14 protein-coding genes are annotated in these 18,551 nt (G+C 73.3%); 3 read left to right on the top strand and 11 right to left on the bottom strand.

The features are described from left to right. Nucleotides 1–204: 204 nt before the first annotated feature. The 10 genes from ACGF5T_RS08915 to rsmI all read right to left on the bottom strand — a co-directional run bounded on the left by ACGF5T_RS08915 (nucleotide 205) and on the right by rsmI (nucleotide 12,642). Nucleotides 205–879, bottom strand: a complete 675-nt coding sequence (locus ACGF5T_RS08915) for a LuxR C-terminal-related transcriptional regulator (protein ID WP_356608926.1) — start codon at nucleotides 877–879, stop codon at nucleotides 205–207. Between the two features lie 188 nt (nucleotides 880–1,067). Beyond that, the gene (locus ACGF5T_RS08910) at nucleotides 1,068–2,993 is read right to left on the bottom strand and encodes a PQQ-binding-like beta-propeller repeat protein (protein ID WP_356608928.1); all 1,926 of its coding nucleotides are present in this window, start codon (nucleotides 2,991–2,993) and stop codon (nucleotides 1,068–1,070) included. A 106-nt stretch (nucleotides 2,994–3,099) separates the two neighbouring features. Then, nucleotides 3,100–4,881 carry a PQQ-binding-like beta-propeller repeat protein gene (locus ACGF5T_RS08905; RefSeq protein WP_356608930.1) on the bottom strand — a complete coding sequence of 594 codons (1,782 nt, stop codon included), beginning with the start codon at nucleotides 4,879–4,881 and terminating at the stop codon, nucleotides 3,100–3,102. A 250-nt stretch (nucleotides 4,882–5,131) separates the two neighbouring features. Next, the gene (locus ACGF5T_RS08900; protein ID WP_361013788.1) at nucleotides 5,132–6,946 is read right to left on the bottom strand and encodes an ABC-F family ATP-binding cassette domain-containing protein; all 1,815 of its coding nucleotides are present in this window, start codon (nucleotides 6,944–6,946) and stop codon (nucleotides 5,132–5,134) included. 56 nt (nucleotides 6,947–7,002) lie between these two features. Further along, on the bottom strand, nucleotides 7,003–7,902 hold the full coding sequence (locus ACGF5T_RS08895; protein ID WP_366766789.1) for a 4-(cytidine 5'-diphospho)-2-C-methyl-D-erythritol kinase: 900 nt from the start codon (nucleotides 7,900–7,902) through the stop codon (nucleotides 7,003–7,005). A gap of 7 nt (nucleotides 7,903–7,909) precedes the next feature. Then, on the bottom strand, nucleotides 7,910–8,770 hold the full coding sequence (rsmA, locus tag ACGF5T_RS08890) for a 16S rRNA (adenine(1518)-N(6)/adenine(1519)-N(6))-dimethyltransferase RsmA (protein ID WP_361013794.1): 861 nt from the start codon (nucleotides 8,768–8,770) through the stop codon (nucleotides 7,910–7,912). 58 nt (nucleotides 8,771–8,828) lie between these two features. Continuing rightward, nucleotides 8,829–10,130 (bottom strand): ubiquitin-like domain-containing protein, encoded by a 1,302-nt coding sequence (locus tag ACGF5T_RS08885; RefSeq protein WP_366766790.1) that lies wholly within the window; start codon nucleotides 10,128–10,130, stop codon nucleotides 8,829–8,831. 153 nt (nucleotides 10,131–10,283) lie between these two features. Beyond that, nucleotides 10,284–11,168 carry a TatD family hydrolase gene (locus tag ACGF5T_RS08880; RefSeq protein WP_356608940.1) on the bottom strand — a complete coding sequence of 295 codons (885 nt, stop codon included), beginning with the start codon at nucleotides 11,166–11,168 and terminating at the stop codon, nucleotides 10,284–10,286. Between the two features lie 30 nt (nucleotides 11,169–11,198). Further along, a complete protein-coding gene (locus ACGF5T_RS08875) occupies nucleotides 11,199–11,627 on the bottom strand; it encodes a hypothetical protein (RefSeq protein WP_356608942.1) in 429 nt (142 codons plus the stop codon). A 157-nt stretch (nucleotides 11,628–11,784) separates the two neighbouring features. Next, the gene (rsmI, locus tag ACGF5T_RS08870; RefSeq protein ID WP_356608944.1) at nucleotides 11,785–12,642 is read right to left on the bottom strand and encodes a 16S rRNA (cytidine(1402)-2'-O)-methyltransferase; all 858 of its coding nucleotides are present in this window, start codon (nucleotides 12,640–12,642) and stop codon (nucleotides 11,785–11,787) included. A gap of 114 nt (nucleotides 12,643–12,756) precedes the next feature. Here rsmI and ACGF5T_RS08865 point away from each other — a divergent pair, with 114 nt between their 5' ends. The 3 genes from ACGF5T_RS08865 (at nucleotide 12,757) to ACGF5T_RS08855 (ending at nucleotide 18,065) form a co-directional block, all read left to right on the top strand. Then, nucleotides 12,757–14,502 carry a phospholipid carrier-dependent glycosyltransferase gene (locus ACGF5T_RS08865; RefSeq protein WP_366766791.1) on the top strand — a complete coding sequence of 582 codons (1,746 nt, stop codon included), beginning with the start codon at nucleotides 12,757–12,759 and terminating at the stop codon, nucleotides 14,500–14,502. Between the two features lie 145 nt (nucleotides 14,503–14,647). Then, nucleotides 14,648–16,282 (top strand): penicillin-binding transpeptidase domain-containing protein, encoded by a 1,635-nt coding sequence (locus ACGF5T_RS08860; RefSeq protein ID WP_356608948.1) that lies wholly within the window; start codon nucleotides 14,648–14,650, stop codon nucleotides 16,280–16,282. 112 nt (nucleotides 16,283–16,394) lie between these two features. Then, entirely contained in the window at nucleotides 16,395–18,065 is a 1,671-nt protein-coding gene (locus ACGF5T_RS08855; protein WP_356608950.1) for a penicillin-binding transpeptidase domain-containing protein, read from the top strand. Nucleotides 18,066–18,098: 33 nt separating this feature from the next. On the opposite strand, the gene ACGF5T_RS08850 is transcribed toward ACGF5T_RS08855, so the two are convergent. Beyond that, nucleotides 18,099–18,476: an SsgA family sporulation/cell division regulator gene (locus ACGF5T_RS08850; protein ID WP_356608952.1), complete on the bottom strand. Its 378-nt coding sequence runs from the start codon at nucleotides 18,474–18,476 to the stop codon at nucleotides 18,099–18,101. Between the last annotated feature and the right edge of the window lie 75 nt (nucleotides 18,477–18,551).

Here is an 18,551-nt window from a genome sequence, read left to right as displayed (position 1 = left end):
GGGTGGGGGGGTGCCCGCCCGCCGGGGTGGGCGCGAAAACCCCCCCCCCCTTTCAACGCCACCGTTCCCGCGCGGTCCCGCGGCCGCCCCCCCCCGGGCCCGCCCCCGACCCCCCACCCGCGCACCGCACCCGCGCACCCCCACCGAACCCGCACAGGCCGCCGCACCCCCACCGAGCCCGTACAGGCCGCCGCAGGCCCCCGCTCAACCGCCGGAGGCCCCCGCCCGCTCCAGCAACCCCGTCCGAGCCGCCAGCGCCGCCGCCTCCAGCCGCGACCCCACCCCCAGCTTCATCAGCACCCGCTGCACATGCGTCCGGGCCGTGGACGGCGCGATCCCCATCCCCGCCGCGATCAGCCGCGTGTCCTCGCCGTCGGCGACCCGCACCAGCACCTCCACCTCCCTCGGCGTCAGCATCTGCAGCAGCCGCTGCCCCTCGTCGTCGGGCTGCGCCGCGGGATTCAGCAGCTCGCCGAAGGCGCCCTGCAACAACGACGGCGCCACCGCCGCCTCCCCGGCCCGCGCCTTCATGATCGACCGCTCGACGCCCTCTATCCGCTCGTCGTGCCGGACGTACCCCGAGGCCCCCGCCGCGAACGCCGCCGCGATCCCGCGGGGGTTCGGCACCGGGCCCAGCACCAGCACCGCCACCTGAGGACGCTCCCGCTTGATCCGCACCACCGGATCGAAGATCCCCGGCTCGGCCGGCGTCGCCGTCCCCAGCAGGCACACCTCCGGCGCCCGGCTGATCACCAGCTCAGCCGCCCCGGCGGCCGGCGCCGCCGCGGCGAGCACCCGGTGCCCCCGCAGCTTCAGCGCCGAGGCCAGCGCCTCGGCGAGCAGTCGGTGGTCGTCGACCACCATGAGCCTCACTCCCATGGAGCAACCCCCCAGTCACCCGGCCTGCCCCGGAAGCTACACGCTGGCTCGACGTCGCGCTGCCCTACCGGTGATAACCGCCCCGGATCACCGACCCGTCGGCGCCACGCCCCGCCGGCGCGCGCCCCCACGGGAGAGGCCCCGCCCCTGAACAGGGACGGGGCCGCAGGAAGCCGCAGCGGCGCGTCTCAGCCGCTGGTGCCGAACCCGATCGCGAGGTACTCCTTCTCGTCCGCGCTGGTCGGCTCGCTGGCGTACGTCTGCGCCATGTACAGGCGCCCCTGCGAGTAGAGGTACTCGGAGTACTCCGGCAGCATGCTCGCCTCGACGTCCCGGACCGTCTCCGTCGCCGGGTTCTCCAGCAGCGTGGTCTGCTTGAAGGTCCCGCCGTCGATGCTGACGATCTGGCCGCCCTTGTCGTAGGGCGGGCGCTTGTAGGCGATCACGTTGTTGCCGTCCATGCGCAGCGGGGTGATCGTGTAGTCCTCGCCGGCGTCCGCGCGCTGCCCGGTCTGCTTGCCCGTGGCGAGGTCGAAGGCGACGACCTCGTTGGTCCGGCTGTAGGACTCGCCGCTGCCCTCGTGCTCCTCGGTCGGGATGTAGAGCCGTCCGTTGCCGACCGCGAGGCCGGTGCACTCCTCGACCTTGGTGATGATGTCGCACTCGGCCCCGAACTCGTCGCCCGGCACCGAGATGCGGTTCAGCAGCTTCCCGGTCTTGTTGTCGATGGAGAACAGGTCCGAGATGCCGCTGCCGTCACCGGCGGAGTCCGCCACGTCGGCGGCCACGACCAGCGGGTTCGTCGACACGACGCCCGCGTACTCGATGCCCTTGGCCATCTTGTACTCGGAGATCACCTTGCCGGACTTCGGGTCGATGGTCTGGATGTTGAGCTGCCGGGCGTCGTACGACCCGCAGCGGCGCACCGCGACCAGCTTCTCGCCGCCCGCGTACCCCATGTCCTGGCAGGTGTCGGTCGCCTTCGGGGACCAGCGGACCTCGCCCTTGGCCACGTCGAAGGCGACGCCGCCCTCGCTGCTGCCGGCCGCGACGGTGTCGCCGCTGATCGTGACGTTGTCGAAGGAGATCGGCTGGTCGCCCGCGGTCTTCGTCCACACCTTCTTGCCCGCGTCCAGGTCGATGACCGCGACCTGGGTGCAGCCGTGCGAGGGCTCCGCCTTGGTCGGCATCGCGGGCTGGTGGACGATGACCGTCTTGTTGTCGTCGGTGACGTGCTTGGTGGCCGTGCACACGGGCCCGGCCAGCTTGATCGTCCACTTCTTGCTGCCCTTGGCGGGGTCGTAGCCGACGACCTCCGCGATGCCGCTCTTGGCGTACACCTGGTCGGTGAGCCACGAGCCGGAGACGACGACGCTGTTGTCGTCCTTGCTCACCGCGGGCGCGGGCACCTGGAAGAGCACCTTGGACGCGGGGTCGGACGGCACCTTCTCCTCGCTGCCGGAGGGCGCGCCCTCGCCGCCCTTGCCGTCCGTGCCGCCCTTGCCACCGGTGCCGCCGCTGGAGCCGGCGGTGTCGTCCTTGCCGCTGTCACCGGAGGAACCGGCGTACCAGACACCGCCGCCGATGATCAGTGCGATCGCGACGACCGCCGCCACGATGATCGCCAGCTGTGCGTTGATCTTCCCACCGCCGCCCGGCCTGCCCGCCTGGGCCTGCATCGGCACGGTCGCCTGCGGATAGCCGTAGCCGGGCTGGCCGGGGTGAACGGGCTGCCCCGGCTGCCCGTACGGCGGGGTCGGCTGCCCGTAGGGTCCCGGCTGCTGCGGCTGCCCGTACGGGCCGGGCTGCTGGCCGGGGTAGCCGTACCCGGGCTGGGGCTGCGGCGGGGCCTGCGGGTACCCGTACCCGGGCTGCGGCTGCGGCGGGCCCACCGGCGTCTGGGGCGGCACCGGCGGGGTCTGCGGCGCCGACGGAGGAGTCTGCGGGGCGGCCGGCGGGGTCTGCGGGTAGCCGTAGCCCGGTTCCGGCGTCTTGCCGAGATTCGGCGCACCGCCCGACGGCGGGGTCGGCGGCTGCGGCGGCTGGTCCTGCGGGGGGCCGAAGCCTCCCCCCTGCGGGGGCTGGTGGGGCGGCGGGGGCGGCGGCTGGGTCATGGCGTGAGTACCTCGGGGAGCGGAGACGGCGGGGAGAGCCGTCCGGGCCGGCGGCGCGGGCCCGGACGGACGGGTCCTCGGGAGGGGACGGAACGGGCGGGAGGAGTCACTTGCCGAAGGCGAGCATCAACTTCTCCTTGGCGTCGTCGTTCCCGGTCAGACGGGTGCTGGAGAGGTAGAACCGCCCGTCGACCCAGTCGATGTCCTTGGAGTAGAAGCTGCTCTCGATGTCCGCGACGCCCTGCGGGTTCCTGAGCAGCTCGGTCGGCTCGTGGCTGCCGCCGCCGGTGGCGATGGACACGACCCGGCCGCCCGCGTCGTAGGACGGCTGGACGTAGGCGATGAGCCGGTCGCCCTCGACCTTGATCGGCGTCATCGTCTCCTCCGCGGGGGACTTGACGCGCCACTTCTCCTTGCCGGTGGTGAGGTTGATCGCGACGATCTCGTTGGCGCCGGTGGTCGCCTCGGTCGGCAGGTAGAGGGTGCCCGCGGCGACGGCGACGCCCGCGCAGCCCTGGAGGTCGCGTTCGAGGATGGCCCAGCCGCACTCGGGGGCGAAGTCCTCGTCGACGCCGACCTGTTGCAGGACCTTGCCGCCGGAGGTGAAGGTGGAGATGTTCCAGACCTTCTTCTCCTCGTTGGTGGCGTACATCACGAGCGGGTCGACGGAGTAGGCGCGGGCGACCCGCCAGCCCTTCTCGTACTTGTAGGTCCACTGGACCTTGCCGGTCTTCGGGTCGAGGCCCTGGATCTCGTCGTGCGCGTTGTTGCCGCCGGCGCCGCAGGAGGCGACCTGGACGAGCTTGGTGGCGCTGCCCGCGAAGCCGGCCGGGAAGCAGGCGTCGCCGTACCGCTTCTTGTCGTACAGCTTCTTGCCGCTGGTGACGTCGTAGGCGGTGCCGGACTGGGAGCGGCCGACCATGAGGATGTTGCCGCTGAGGTTCAGCTCGACGGAGAGCGTGGAGTCGAACAGCTCGCCGTCGGGGACCTCCTCGCTCCAGCCCTTCGCACCGGTGGCGAGGTCGATCTCCTGGAGCTTGTTGCACTTGGCGCGGTCGCTGGAGCCGCTCATGTAGGCGACGACGATCTTGTCGTCGGCCGTCTTCTCCGGGGTGACCGCGCAGATCTTCTCCGGGAAGGCGACCGGGTCCCAGGAGGGCTTGCCGTCGCCGACGTCGTACGCGAAGAGCTGCTTGTACGCGGCTTTCACGGCCGTCTTGTCGGTGACCCACATGCCGGGGGCGTCGGCGCCGGAACCGGGGGCGTCGGGCGCCTCCTTGTACCAGAGCACCTTCGACTCGCCCGCCTGGCGGCCCTCGTTGAGGTTGTCGGGGTCCTCGCCGCCGTCGCCGCTGCCGTCACCGGGGTTGACCGGGGCGCCGCCGGAGCCGGAGGGCTTCGGGTCGTCGCTCTTGCCGGCGACGGGCTTCTTGTCCTTGTCGTCGCCGCCGCTCGCGGTGACCGCCCACACGCTGCCGCCGATGACGAGCAGGGCCGCGACCGCGGCGCCCACCACCAGGGCCGGCTTGCCCTTGAACGGGTTGCGCGATCCGGAACCGCCGGGCGGCGGGGTGCCGGGCGCGCCCGGGAACTGCGGCTGCGGGTACCCGTAGCCGGGCTGCGCGCCGTACGGCCCCGGCTGCTGGGGCGGTGCGTACGGGCCGGAGTTGTACGGTCCCGGCTGTCCGTACGGGCCGGGCTGCCCCGGCTGCTGCGGGTAGCCGTACCCCGGCTGCGGCGGCGGTCCGGACGGCGGGCCCTGCGGGGGCGGCGGCGTCGGGGGCGGGCCCTGCGGGGGCGGCGGGGTCGGTGCCCCGAAGCCTCCCGGCGGTGGATCCTGCGGTGCTCCGAAGCCGCCCTGCGGCGGCTGGTTCGGCGGCTGGCTCATCAGCGCGTTCCCCCTTATTACTCACTGATTTCTGGCCACGTCCCCGGGGTACGCGCTGGCCTCGGAGTCGTTCGACGGCAGTCATTCAGACAGTTCTCGGACGGCCTTTCTATCACCCGGGCCGGACAGCACACCGGGCCGCGTCCGCCCCTGTACCCAAGGGAGAACCGGCCCGTGATGCCTCTGTTACGCGCCTTCACGCCCTCTTCACGCCACGCACGCCCCCGGGTGCACCCGGGCGCTGCCCCCGTCAGGCGTCCTCGGCCAGTTCCAGCCAGCGCATCTCCAGCTCCTCGCGCTGCCCGGCCAGTCCGCGCAGCTCGGCGTCGAGTTCGGCCACCTTCGCGAAATCCGTTGCGTTCTCGGCGATCCGCGTGTGCAGCGTGGCCTCCTTCTCGGAGACCTTGTCCAGCTGCCGCTCGATCTTCTGGAGCTCCTTCTTGGCGGCGCGCACGTCGGCGGCGCTCTTCTCGGGCGCCTCCTCGGCCGGCCTCACCGCGGCCACGGGGGCGGAGGCGGCGGCCGCCTCCTCCATCCGCCGGCGCCGCTCCAGGTACTCGTCGATGCCGCGCGGCAGCATCCTGAGCGCGCCGTCGCCGAGCAGGGCGAAGACCCGGTCGGTGGTGCGCTCGACGAAGAACCGGTCGTGGGAGATGACGATCATCGAGCCGGGCCAGCCGTCGAGCACGTCCTCCAGCTGGGTCAGGGTCTCGATGTCGAGGTCGTTGGTGGGCTCGTCGAGGAAGAGGACGTTGGGCTCGTCCATGAGGAGCCGCAGCAGCTGGAGCCGGCGGCGCTCACCGCCGGAGAGGTCGCCGACCGGCGTCCACTGCTTCTCCTTGCCGAAGCCGAAGGTCTCGCAGAGCTGTCCGGCGGTCATCTCGCGGCCCTTGCCGAGGTCGACGCGCTCGCGGACGCGCTGCACGGCCTCCAGCACCCGCCAGGTGGGGTCGAGTTCGGCGACCTCCTGGGACAGGTAGGCCAGCTTGACGGTCCTGCCGACCTTGACGCGTCCCCCCGCGGGCTGCTGCTCCCCGTCGCTGTACGCGGCGTTCGCGAGGTCCCGCAGCAGGGAGGTCTTGCCCGCGCCGTTGACCCCGACCAGGCCGATGCGGTCGCCGGGGCCGAGCTGCCAGGTGACGTGCTTGAGCAGCACCTTGGGGCCGGCCTGGACGGTCACGTCCTCCAGGTCGAACACGGTTTTGCCGAGCCGGGAGGAGGCGAACTTCATCAGCTCGCTGCTGTCCCGGGGCGGCGGCACGTCGGCGATCAGCTCGTTGGCGGCCTCGACGCGGAAGCGGGGCTTGGAGGTGCGGGCGGGAGCGCCGCGCCGCAGCCAGGCCAGCTCCTTGCGGACCAGGTTCTGCCGCTTGGTCTCCTCGGTGGCGGCGATCCGCTCGCGCTCGGCACGGGCGAAGACGTAGTCGGAGTAGCCGCCCTCGTACTCGTACACGTCACCGCGCTGCACGTCCCACATGCGGGTGCAGACCTGGTCGAGGAACCAGCGGTCGTGGGTGACGCAGACGAGGGCCGAGCGGCGGGTGCGCAGGTGCTGGGCGAGCCAGGCGATGCCCTCGACGTCGAGGTGGTTGGTGGGTTCGTCGAGGACGATGAGGTCCTGTTCGTCGATGAGCAGCTTGGCCAGCGCGATCCGGCGCCGCTCGCCGCCGGAGAGCGGTCCGATGACGGTGTCCAGGCCCTGCGGGAAACCCGGCATGTCCAGGCCGCCGAAGAGGCCCGTCAGCACGTCGCGGATCTTGGCGTTGCCCGCCCACTCGTGGTCGGCGAGGTCGCCGATGACCTCGTGGCGGACGGTCGCCGCGGGGTCGAGGGAGTCGTGCTGGGTGAGGACGCCGAGCCGCAACCCGCCGGACTGGGTGACGCGGCCGGTGTCCGGATCCTCCAGCTTGGCGAGCATCCGGATCAGCGTGGTCTTGCCGTCGCCGTTGCGGCCGACGACGCCGATGCGGTCCCCTTCGGAGACGCCGAGGGAGACCCCGTCGAGCAGGGCACGGGTGCCGTACACCTTGCTGACGTTCTCGACATTGACCAGGTTGACGGCCATTTCTCTCCTGCCTGGGGGACGATCGACCCTCCAGGGTAGTCCGGCCGGACCGGGACTCAGTCCCGCACGGTCGCCCCGGGGGCCGGCCCGCAGGCGGTGCGCACGTCGCGGCAGGTCCCGGAGGCCCGCAGCACCCCGGCGATGTCGGACGCCGAACGGGCGTCGGTGGCGAGGAAGGCCGTGGTCGGCCCCGAGCCCGAGACCAGCGCGGCCAGCGCCCCCGCCGCCCGCCCGGCCGCGAGGGTGTCGGACAGCTGCGGGAAGAGGGAGAGGGCGGCGGGCTGGAGGTCGTTGGAGACGGCGACGGCGAGCGCGGCGGGGTCGCCCTTGGCGAGCGCGTCCAGCACGGCCTGGTCGGCGGCCGGCTCGAGGATCTCCAGCCCCTCGCCCAGCCGGTCGAACTCGCGGAACACGGCCGGGGTGGACAGGCCCTTGGCGGCCACCGCGAAGACCCAGTGGAAGTCGCCCCCGACCTCGAGACCGGTCAGCTTCTCGCCCCGCCCGGTGCCGAGCGCGGCCCCGCCGACCAGGCTGAACGGCACGTCGCTGCCCAGCTCGGCGCAGATCGCGAGCAGTTCGTCGCGGGACGCGCCGGTGCCCCACAGGGCGTCGCAGGCGACCAGCGCGCCGGCGCAGTCCGCGCTGCCGCCCGCCATGCCGCCGGCGACGGGGATGTCCTTGGCGATGTGCAGGTGCACGTCGGGGCGGCGGCCGTACCGCTCGGCGAGGGCGAGCGCGGCGCGGGCGGCGAGGTTGGTGCCATCCAGCGGGACCTGGTCGGCGTCCGGCCCCTCACAGGTGACGCGCAGGCCCTCCGGCGAGGGGGCCGCGGTGACCTCGTCGTACAGCGAGACGGCGAGGAAGACGTTGGCCAGGTCGTGGAAGCCGTCGGGGCGCACGCCGCCGACCGCGAGCTGGACGTTGACCTTGGCGGGGACGCGGACCGTCACGCTCACTTGCTCGTCACTCCTTGTGTTCGGCGATACGCGCGAACTCTTCCACGGTCAGCGCCTCCCCGCGCGCCTGCGGCGACACGCCCGCGGCGACGAGCGCGGCCTCGGCGGCGGCGGCCGATCCCGCCCACCCGGCGAGGGCGGCCCGCAGGGTCTTGCGGCGCTGGGCGAACGCGGCGTCGACGACGGCGAAGACCTCGCGCCGGGACGCGGTGGTCTTCAGCGGCTCACTGCGCCGGACGAGCGACACCAGCCCGCTGTCCACGTTGGGCGCGGGCCAGAAGACGGTGCGGCCGATGGAGCCGGCCCGCTTCACGTCGGCGTACCAGTTGGCCTTCACGGAGGGCACGCCGTACACCTTGTTGCCGGGTCCGGCGGCGAGCCGGTCGGCGACCTCGGCCTGCACCATGACGAGGGTGCGCTCGATGCTGGGGAAGGTCTCCAGCATGTGCAGGAGGACGGGCACGGCCACGTTGTACGGCAGGTTGGCGACCAGCGCGGTCGGGGCGGGGCCCGGCAGCGCGGTCACCTGCATCGCGTCGGAGTGGACGAGCGCGAACCGGTCGGCGCGCTCCGGCATCCGGGCGGCGACGGTGGCGGGGAGGGCGCCGGCGAGGACGTCGTCGATCTCGACGGCGGTGACCCGGTCGGCGGCCTCCAGCAGGGCCAGGGTGAGCGAGCCGAGACCCGGTCCCACCTCGACCACCACGTCGTCGGGGCGTACGTCGGCGGTGCGGACGATACGACGGACCGTGTTGGCGTCGATGACGAAGTTCTGACCGCGCTGCTTGGTGGGGCGCACGCCGAGCGCCGCCGCGAGTTCGCGGACGTCGGCGGGCCCGAGAAGGGCGTCGGGGGTGGGGCTGCTCACCCCGCAAGGGTAGCCGGGGGCGGCCGGGTGACCGCCCGGGCGGCCGGTCGGGCGCCCGTCACCCCTCCAGTCGTGCGCCGCAGTGCGGCCAGGGGGCGGAGCCGCTGCGCGCGTACAGCTTCTTCGCCCGGTACGTCTGCTCGGCGGGCGCCGCGTCCTGGGGGCGGCCCTCGCCGCCGACGCTGTGCCAGGTGGGGGTGTCGAGCTGGTAGAGCCCCCCGTAGGTGCCCGAGGGGTCCACGGCGTCCGGCCGCCCGCCCGACTCGCACGCGGCCAGCGCCTGCCAGTGCAGGTGGTCGGCGCCCCGCACGGACTCGGGCCGGGGGCGGGTGCCGACCCGCACGATCCGCGGACGGGGTTCGCGCACCACCTCGGTGCGCAGCCGCCGGGGCTTCTCCCGGACGCCGTTGACGGTGCGCAGGGCGTACGTGGTCCGCCGCAGGCCGGGTGTGCCCGCCTGCTCGACGACCTCCGTGCCCCGCTGGAGCGAGGGGTCCTCGGTCCGTCGTACGGCGAAGGGGACCGGGTCCTCGCGGACCTCCTGCGAGCCGGTGATGCGCAGCACCGTGACGGTCTGCCCGTCGCGGGGGAAGCCGGTCGCCGGGACGGACGTCGTGTCCTGCCCGCGCAGCGTCACCCCGGCCTCCTCGACGGCCTCGCGCACGGTCGCGGCGTTGGTGCGGACGGTGCGGGCCCGGCCGTCCGCCAGCACCGTCACCACCCGCTCGGTCCGCACGTCCAGCGCGAGGCCCTCGCGTCCGATGCGCCGGGAGGCGGGGGCTGACAGGTACGCGCCCTCGGTGCGTACACCGAGTCCGCGCAGCGCCCCCTGCACCGTCTCCGCGGTCGTCCACAGCTGGCGCCGGTGGCCGTCGAGGGTGAGCAGCACGGGCCGTCCGTACCGGACGGTGACGTCCTCGCCGCTGGTCAGCGGGGTGCCCGGCGCGGGCACGATCACGTCGTGGGCGCCGACCTGGACGCCCTCCTCGGCGAGCAGTCCGGTCACGTCGTCGGCGAAGGTGTGCAGGGTGCGCGGTGTGCCGTCGACGGTCAGCTCGACCGCCTTGTCCTTGGCGACGAAGGCGGTGGTGCCGCCCGCGAGGAACGCCACGACCAGGGCCCGCGGCACCAGCCGGCGCAGGGAGCCGTCCCCGCGCGCGGCCTCCCGGGCCCGGCGGCGGCGTGCCGCCCTGCCGTCGGCCGCCACCGGGGCCGGTGCCTTCGCGGCGCCCTGCCGGGGCAGCACCGCCCCGGCAGCCCGGCGGGCGGGCCGGTAGGTCTCCCCGTACGCCAGGGTCGGCGCGCTGTGCACGTCGTACGGCGCGGGCGACTCGTGGGTCTCGGGCTGGGTTCTGCTCACGCCGACACGCTCCAGGGTCCGGATCGGGCCCCCAGAACCTAGCGGAGCGCCCGTCACTCTCCAAAGCGGCGCGGCTACTCAGCGTGGCGAACGTACGGCGTGTCGTACGGCGTCGGTGGACATCCAGGAGCCCTCGGTGGCGCTCAGTAGCGCTCAGTAGCCGAAGGCGCGGGCCGTGTTCGCCGCGAGGGCCGTCGCCAGCGTGTCCTCGTCGACGCCCCGCACCGCGGCCATGGCGCGCACCGTGACCGGCACCAGGTAGGGGGCGTTCGGCCGGCCCCGGTAGGGCACCGGCGTCAGGAACGGCGCGTCGGTCTCCACCAGGATCAGCTCGGGCGGCGCGACGGCGAGGGCGTCGCGCAGGTTCTGGGCGTTCTTGAAGGTGACGTTCCCGGCGAAGGACATGTAGTAGCCGGCGCCGGCGCAGATTTCGGCCATCTCGGCGTCGCCGGAGTAGCAGTGGAAGACGGTCCGCTCGGGGGCGCCCTCCTCCTTGAGGACGCGCAGGACGTCGGCGTGCGCGTCGCGGTCGTGGATGACCAGGGCCTTGCCGTGGCGCTTGGCGATCTCGATGTGGGCGCGGAAGGACCGCTCCTGGGCGGCCTTGCCCTCGGGCCCGGTGCGGAAGTGGTCCAGTCCCGTCTCGCCGACGCCCTTGACCTGGTCCAGCGCGGCCAGCCGGTCGATCTCGGCGAGGGCCTCGTCGAGCGCGGCGTCCCCGCCGGGCCGACGCGCCCCCTGCCGGGACCAGCCGTCGGGATCACCGTGCACGATCCGCGGCGCCTCGTTGGGGTGCAGGGCGACGGTGGCGTGCACGGCCTCGTACGCGGCGGCCGTCTCGGCCGCCCAGCGGGAGCCGGCGAGGTCGCAGCCGACCTGGACGACCGTGGTGACGCCGACGGAGGCGGCCTTGGCGAGGCCCTCCGCCACCGTGCCCGACTGCATGTCGAGGTGGGTGTGCGAGTCGGCGACCGGGACGCGGAGCGGTTCGGGGAGCGGCGGGGCCGCGTTCTTGTCGGCCGGGGCGTTCGAAGGCATGCCCCGATCCTACGGAAGGCGCGGCGGGGGTCAGCCGGCCCTGCGGTGGAGGTGGAGGGCGTGCAGGAGGTCGGTGAGGTGCCGGTGCCCATGCCCGGGCTCGAGCCCCGGCGCTCCGGGCCCCGGCCGCTCGGGCGCTCCCGGGAGGCCGGCCGGCTCCACCCGGTGGTCGCCGGACAGGGTGCCGCGCACCGACGCGACCCGCCCCGGCCGCATGATCCGTACGACGTGGCTGTCGCAGTTGGCGCAGGTCGGGCGGGTCAGCGGGGAGGGCACGACGCGGCCGTCCGCGACGTACAGCACGTACTCGCCGCCGTCCGCGTCCCGGTGGTGCCCTATCTCGAACGACTGCTCCCAGCCGTGCCCGCAGCGCATGCAGGCGAAGGAGTACGACTCGTGGACGACGGCGGTGGCACCGGCGTGCGGTCCGGACCGCGCCGCACTCTCACTCATGCTCATCCCGGCTCCCTCGGTTCACCGGCCGCTTCGTCGGCCCTTCTTCCAGTGGACTCCTCCACCGGTGGAAAAGCACCGGATCTGCCGAGTGTTTGAGCCGATTTGGGCCGCCCTTGGCGCAAGGGCCCGAAAGGTCAGGGACGAGTCAAGAGCGGCCGGATCACGCCCCCTGCCCGCCGGTGTTCTTCGCCGCCACCACCGCGTCGAAGACCTCCCGCTTGGGCACGCCCACCTGTGCGGCGACCGCGGCGATGGCCTCCTTGCGCCGCTCGCCCGCCTCCTCGCGCACCCGCACCCTGCGCACCAGTTCCTCGGGGCCGATCTCCTGTGGTCCCTGGTCCGGCGCGCCCTCGACGACGACGGTGATCTCGCCGCGCACCCCCTCGGCGGCCCAGGCCGCCAACTCGCCGAGCCCGCCGCGCCTGACCTCCTCGTAGGTCTTGGTCAGCTCCCGGCAGACGGCGGCCCGCCGGTCGGCGCCGAAGACCTCGGCCATGGCGGCGAGGGTGTCGTCGACGCGGTGCGGGGACTCGAAGTACACGAGGGTCCGGCGCTCCCCGGCCACCTCGCGCAGCCGGGTCAGCCGCTCGCCCGCCTTGCGCGGCAGGAAGCCCTCGAAGCAGAACCGGTCCACCGGCAGCCCGGACAGGGCGAGGGCGGTGAGCACGGCGGACGGGCCGGGCACCGCGGTGACCCGCACGTCCCGCTCGACGGCGGCGGCGACCAGCCGGTAGCCGGGGTCGGAGACGGAGGGCATCCCGGCGTCGGTCACCAGCAGCACCCGCGCGCCGCCCGCCAGCTCCTCCACCAGCTCGGGCGTCCGGGCGGACTCGTTGCCCTCGAAGTAGGACACGACGCGCCCCCGGGGCGTGACGCCGAGCGCCTGGGTGAGGCGGCGCAGCCGCCGGGTGTCCTCGGCGGCGACGACGTCCGCGCCGGCCAGTTCCTCGGCGAGCCGGGGCGGCGCGTCCCGGACGTCGCCGATGGGGGTGCCCGCCAGTACAAGGGTTCCAGTCACGCCCCCATCCTCCCAGGAGCGGACGGATGCCTTCCCGGGGGCGGACGGGGACGCGGCCCGGCCGGTCCGGGGCATGCGCGGGACGTGCACAGCGCGGTTCCCTACGATGGCGCGGTGACCAGTACCGCGTCCTCCACGGACACCCGGCAGGAGCAGGCCCCGCTCGACGAGCGGCCCACCTGGCAGCAGCGGCTGCGCCGCTTCGGCTACACGGCGGGGCCCGCGTCCGACGACGTCCGCGACCGGCTGGTGCCCCCGTACACGCGCCCCGGTGAGCGCCTGTGGGTCTTCCTCGGCCTGTCCAAGGTGCGCGCCGACCGGCTCGTGCGCTGGTCGGCGTGGGGCGGGCCGCTGCTGGTGGCGCTGCTGGCGGGGGTGCTGCGGTTCTGGAACCTGGGCAGCCCGAAGGCGGTGATATTCGACGAGACGTACTACGCGAAGGACGCCTGGGCGCTGATCCACCGCGGTTTCGAGGTCAACTGGGACAAGAACGCCAACGACCTGATCCTGAACTCCGGCGGTGGCGTCCCGATCCCGACGGACGCGGCGTACGTCGTGCATCCACCGGTCGGCAAGTACGTCATCGGGCTGGGCGAGCTGCTGTTCGGTTTCGACCCGTTCGGCTGGCGCTTCATGACGGCGCTGCTCGGCACGCTGTCGGTGCTGCTGCTGTGCCGGATCGGGCGCCGGCTGTTCCGCTCCACCTTCCTGGGCTGCCTGGCGGGCGCGCTGATGGCGGTGGACGGGCTGCACTTCGTGATGAGCCGCACGGCGCTGCTGGACAGCGTGCTGATGTTCTTCGTGCTGGCCGCCTTCGGCTGCCTGCTCGCCGACCGGGACCGCTCCCGGCGCAGACTGGCCGCCGCGCTGCCCGTCGACGACGACGGCCGGGTCCGGCCGGACGCGGACCTCGCCGAGACCTTCCGCTTCGGGTGGCGGCCCTGGCGGCTGGCGGCCGGTCTGATGCTGGGCCTGGCCGCGGCCACCAAGTGGAACGGCCTGTACGTCATGGCGGCCTTCTGCGTGATGGCCGTGCTGTGGGACGTCGGCGCCCGCCGGGTCGCGGGCGCCCACCGGCCCTACCGGGCGGTGCTGCGGTACGACCTGGGCTGGGCGTTCCTGTCGACGGTGCCGGTCGCGCTGGTGACCTACGTGCTGTCCTGGCTGGGCTGGATCCTCTCCCCCGCCGACGGCAGCGGCGGCTACTACCGCGACTGGGCGGCGACCGACGGCAAGGACAGCTCCTGGTCCTGGCTCTTCCCGGACTGGTGGCGCAGCCTGTGGCACTACGAGTCGCAGGTGCTGGAGTTCCACACCCACCTGACCTCGCCGCACACCTACCAGTCGAACCCGTGGAGCTGGATCGTCCTGGGCCGCCCGGTCTCCTACTTCTACGAGTCCCCGGCGGCCGGAGCGGACGGCTGCCCGGTGGACGCGGGCGAGAAGTGCGCCCGCGAGGTCCTGGCGCTCGGCACCCCGCTGCTGTGGTGGGTGGGCTGCTTCGCGCTGCTCTACGTGCTGTGGCGCTGGGTCTTCCGCCGGGACTGGCGGGCGGGCGCCATCGCCTGCGGCATCGCGGCCGGCTATCTGCCCTGGTTCCTGTACCAGGAGCGCACGATCTTCCTCTTCTACGCCGTCGTCTTCCTGCCCTTCCTGTGCCTCGCGGTGGCGATGCTGCTGGGGGCGGTCATCGGCCGCCCCGGCTGCAGCGACGCCCGGCGGGTCGCGGGCGCGACGGGTGCGGGCGTGCTGGTGCTGCTCATCGCGTGGAACTTCATCTACTTCTGGCCCCTCTACACGGGGACGGCGATCCCGATGGAGGACTGGCGGTCACGTATGTGGCTCGACACCTGGGTCTGAGGGCGCCGGATCTCCATTCGGTCAACATCCGGAAACACCCGTACCGCCGGTCACTCCCCGCACATAGAGTGCCACCACACGCGCTTCTGAACGTGTTCAAAGCGCCTGGGAGTTCTCTACGGGGATGAACGGGGAGGGACTGCCGATGGGCAGGGGGGTCAAGGTCGCCGTCATAGGCGGCGTGTTCGCGGTGATGGTGGGCGGGGCCGGGTACGGCGCCTACAACATCGTGTCGGCGCTGGACGGCGACGGGAGTACGGGGGCCGCCGGGGCGACCACCAGGAAGAGCGGGCCGCCGAGCGGCGACGAGGTCGAGGAGACCGCGGAGAAGTTCTTCACGGCCTGGGAGCAGGGGGACGCGACGACGGCCGCGTCCCACACGAACAACGCCGCGGTCGCCGGGACGCTGCTGACGGCCTACGGCACCGACGCGCACATCACCGACGTCGAGATCACGCCCGGCACGACGGCCGGCGCCGAGGTGCCGTTCACGGTGAAGGCGAAGGTGTCGTACGAGGGCGAGAGCAAGTCGCTGACGTACAGGAGCCGGCTGACCGTGGTCCGCGGGGAGACCACCGGACGCGCGCTGGTCGACTGGCAGCCGTCGGTCGTCCACCCGGACCTGAAGGACAGCGACACTCTGGTCACCGAGGAGTCGGCGACCCCGCAGATCCAGGCGGTCGGCCGCGACGGTGCCGTGCTCACCGAGAAGAAGTACCCCTCCCTCGGCCCGGTCCTCGCCACGCTCCGCGAGAAGTACGGCGACAAGGCGGGCGGCACCCCCGGTGTCGAGCTGGTGATCCGGCACGGTAACGACGGGGGGCCGGACACCCCGCTGCTGACCCTGGCCGAGGGGAAGCCCGGCACGCTGGAGACGACGCTCAGCGCGGGCGTGCAGGCGGCGGCCGAGAAGGCCGTGAAGCGGTACGGCGAGTCCTCGGTGGTCGCCGTCCGGCCGAGCACCGGCGAGGTGCTGGCCGTGGCGAACAACCGCGCGGACGGCTTCAACGCGGCCTTCCAGGGACGCGTCGCCCCCGGCTCCACCATGAAGATCATCACGGCCGCGATGCTCATCGACAACGGCGTGACCGACATGGACGGCCCGGCGCCCTGCCCGGCCACGGCGACCTGGCAGAGCCAGACCTTCAAGAACCTCACCGGTATGCCGGCCGACGAGGGCGCCTCGCTCGCCGACACCTTCATGCGGTCCTGCAACACGGGCTTCATCAAGCTCGTCGACGAGGACCCGCTGACGGACTCCTCGCTGACGGCGGAGGCCGAGGAGCGCTTCGGGCTGGGCCGCGACGACTGGCAGACCGGCATCGTCTCCTTCGACGGCCGGGTCCCCGCGTCCGGCGGCCCGGACCGCGCGGCCAACGCCATCGGCCAGGGCCAGGTCCAGATGAACCCCCTGAACATGGCCTCGGTGACGGCGACCGCCATCACCGGCGAGTTCCGCCAGCCCTTCCTCGTCCCGCCCGACCTGGACGACCGGCGGCTGGCCACCGCCAAGGGCCTGCCGCAGAGCACCGCCGCCCAGCTGAAGCAGATGATGCGGCTCACCGCCACGCAGGGCACCGGACGGGCGGCCATGTCCGGGCTCGGCGGTGACATCGGCGCCAAGACCGGGTCGGCGGAGGTCGACGGGCAGACCACGTCCAACAGCTGGTTCACCGGCTTCCGGGGCGACGTGGCCGCGGCGGCCATGACCGAGGAGGGCGGCCACGGCGGTGACGCGGCCGGCCCGATCGTGGCGGACGTGCTGCGGGCGGGGGGCTGAGGCGCACCGGACGCGACGGGTGCCCCTACTGTGGTCGCCGTCGTTGGAATCGTGAGGCACACAGGGCACCGCGGCACTCCGGGGAGCCGGAGCCGTGGAGGAACGGGACGCAGTGGGCAGCAGAAGGGCCGCCGGTGAGCGGCGCAGGACCAGACCCGTCGTGATCGGCGGGGTGGCCGCCGTGGTCGTGGCCGGCGCCGGATTCGGCGCCTACGCGGTGTACGGCGGCGGGTCCGGCGAGGACACGGCCCGGACGAAGTCCGCCACGGCCGAGGACAAGGCCAGGTCGGGCCCCCTGTCGGCCGCCGAGGTCACCACGACGGCCCAGCGGTTCCTCACCGCCTGGCAGAAGGGCGACATCGCCGCGGCGGCCGCCGCCACCGACGACGCCGAGGCCGCGAAGGCCCTGCTCACCGGCTATGCCAAGGACGCCCGCGTCAAGGACGTCACGTTCACCCCGGGCACTCCGGCCGACGGCAGGGTCCCGTTCGCCGTGAAGGCCGTCGTCGCCCACGAGAAGACCTCGAAGCCCCTGGCGTACGACAGCGCGCTGACCGTCGTCCGCCGGGCCGGCGACGGCGAACCGCGGGTGGCCTGGCACGCCGCCGTCGTCCACCCGGAGCTGCGGGACGGCGACCGGCTCGTCACCGGGGAGTCCGGGGACCCGCCGGTCAAGGCGCTGGACCGGGACGGCGCGGAGCTGACGGCGGCGAGGTTCCCCTCGCTCGGCACCGTCCTGGACGGCCTGCGCGAGAAGTACGGCAAGCAGGCCGGCGGCACCCCGGGCGTCGAACTGCGCGTGGTGCGCGGCAAGGAGTCCCAGGCGGCGAAGGTGTCCGACAAGACGCTGCTGGAACTGAGCGAGGGCACGCCCGGCACCGTGCGGACGACCCTGGACCCGGCCCTCCAGGACGCCGCCGAGAAGCAGGTGGCCGGCAAGGCGCGCGCGTCGGTGGTGCTGCTGCGCGCCTCCACCGGCGAGATCCTCGCGGTCGCCAACGGCGGCCACGGCTTCAACACCGCCTTCCAGGGCTCGCTCGCCCCCGGCTCCACGATGAAGGTCGTCACCGCCTCGATGCTGATCGAGAAGAACCTGGCGTCGATGGACAAGAAGCACCCGTGCCCGAAGTACTTCAGCTACGGCGGCTGGAAGTTCCAGAACGACGACAAGTTCGAGATCAAGGACGGCACCTTCAAGGCGAGCTTCGCCCGCTCCTGCAACACCGCCTTCATCAGCCAGGCGCCCGAGCTGGAGAACGACGACCTGACCCGGCAGGCGAAGGAGGTCTTCGGCCTGTCCATGAACAACTGGTCCGTGGGCGTGCCCACCTTCGACGGCGCGGTGCCGGTGCAGGACGCCGCCCCGATGGCCGCCTCCCTCATCGGGCAGGGCGGCGTGCGGATGAACCCGCTGAACATGGCGTCCGTCGCGGCGACCGTGAAGTCCGGGGCCTTCCACCAGCCGTACCTGGTCGCCCCGTCGGTGGACGGGCGCAAGCTCGCCACGGCCTCCCGCACCCTGTCGGCGGGCACGCTGGCCCAGCTGCGGGAGCTGATGTCCTACACGGCGGCGTACGGCACCGCCGCGAAGGCGATGGCGGGAGTCGGTGGTGGCGCCGGGGCGAAGACCGGCTCCGCCGAGGTCGACGGGCAGAAGAAGCCCAACGGCTGGTTCACGGCGTACAAGGGCGATCTGGCCGCGGCGGGCGTGGTCCAGCAGGGCGGCCACGGCGGCGACACCGCGGGCCCGATCGTCGCGGCGCTGCTGAAGAACGCCGGCTGACCGGCGCGTACGGAAGGGCGCCCGGCCGGTGGCTCAGTGGGCCACCGGCTGCGCCACCGCCGTGTAGGTGCGGCGCAGGAAGCGCATGAGGGCCTTGGTCTCGAACTGGACCACCGAGCAGCCCTGCGGGGAGTGGAACTCGACCACGGCCTGCACCCGCCCGCACGGCCAGACCCGTACCTCACCGGTCCCGGCGGGCGCGCGCAGGCCCTGCTCCAGCAGCGACCGGTCGAAGGTCCACTCGCGGAAGCCGCGGCCGCCGCCCCGCGCCGGGAGGGCGACGCACACCGACCGGGGGTCGTGGTCGGGGTCGTAGCGCAGGACGACGGGTATCGCTCCGCCGTCGTCCTCGTCCGGCAGATCCGCGTCCGTCAGGATGTGGGCTCGTGCGTACTGTTCGACTACGGACATCGGATCGCCCCTTGCGCTGCGTCACCTTGGCGAAAGCTGTGCGTCCACCCCTTGTCCAATGTCCCACATTTCCCG

Origin of the sequence: Streptomyces sp. NPDC047853 (assembly GCF_043204535.1) — a bacterium.
GTDB lineage: Bacteria > Actinomycetota > Actinomycetes > Streptomycetales > Streptomycetaceae > Streptomyces.
The sequence above is the reverse complement of the archived record's forward strand: the minus strand, read 5'-3'. Positions and strand labels throughout refer to the sequence as shown.

Excerpts from the sequence above, each read along its gene's own strand:
- ACGF5T_RS08900 (WP_361013788.1), bottom strand. The coding sequence starts at position 6,946 with ATGGCCGTCAACCTGGTCAATGTCGAGAACGTCAGCAAGGTGTACGGC.
- ACGF5T_RS08915 (WP_356608926.1), bottom strand. The coding sequence starts at position 879 with ATGGGAGTGAGGCTCATGGTGGTCGACGACCACCGACTGCTCGCCGAG.
- ACGF5T_RS08880 (WP_356608940.1), bottom strand. The coding sequence starts at position 11,168 with ATGCCTTCGAACGCCCCGGCCGACAAGAACGCGGCCCCGCCGCTCCCC.
- ACGF5T_RS08905 (WP_356608930.1), bottom strand. The coding sequence starts at position 4,881 with ATGAGCCAGCCGCCGAACCAGCCGCCGCAGGGCGGCTTCGGAGCACCG.
- ACGF5T_RS08910 (WP_356608928.1), bottom strand. The coding sequence starts at position 2,993 with ATGACCCAGCCGCCGCCCCCGCCGCCCCACCAGCCCCCGCAGGGGGGA.
- ACGF5T_RS08850 (WP_356608952.1), bottom strand. The coding sequence starts at position 18,476 with ATGTCCGTAGTCGAACAGTACGCACGAGCCCACATCCTGACGGACGCG.
- ACGF5T_RS08875 (WP_356608942.1), bottom strand. The coding sequence starts at position 11,627 with ATGAGCATGAGTGAGAGTGCGGCGCGGTCCGGACCGCACGCCGGTGCC.
- ACGF5T_RS08860 (WP_356608948.1), top strand. The coding sequence starts at position 14,648 with ATGGGCAGGGGGGTCAAGGTCGCCGTCATAGGCGGCGTGTTCGCGGTG.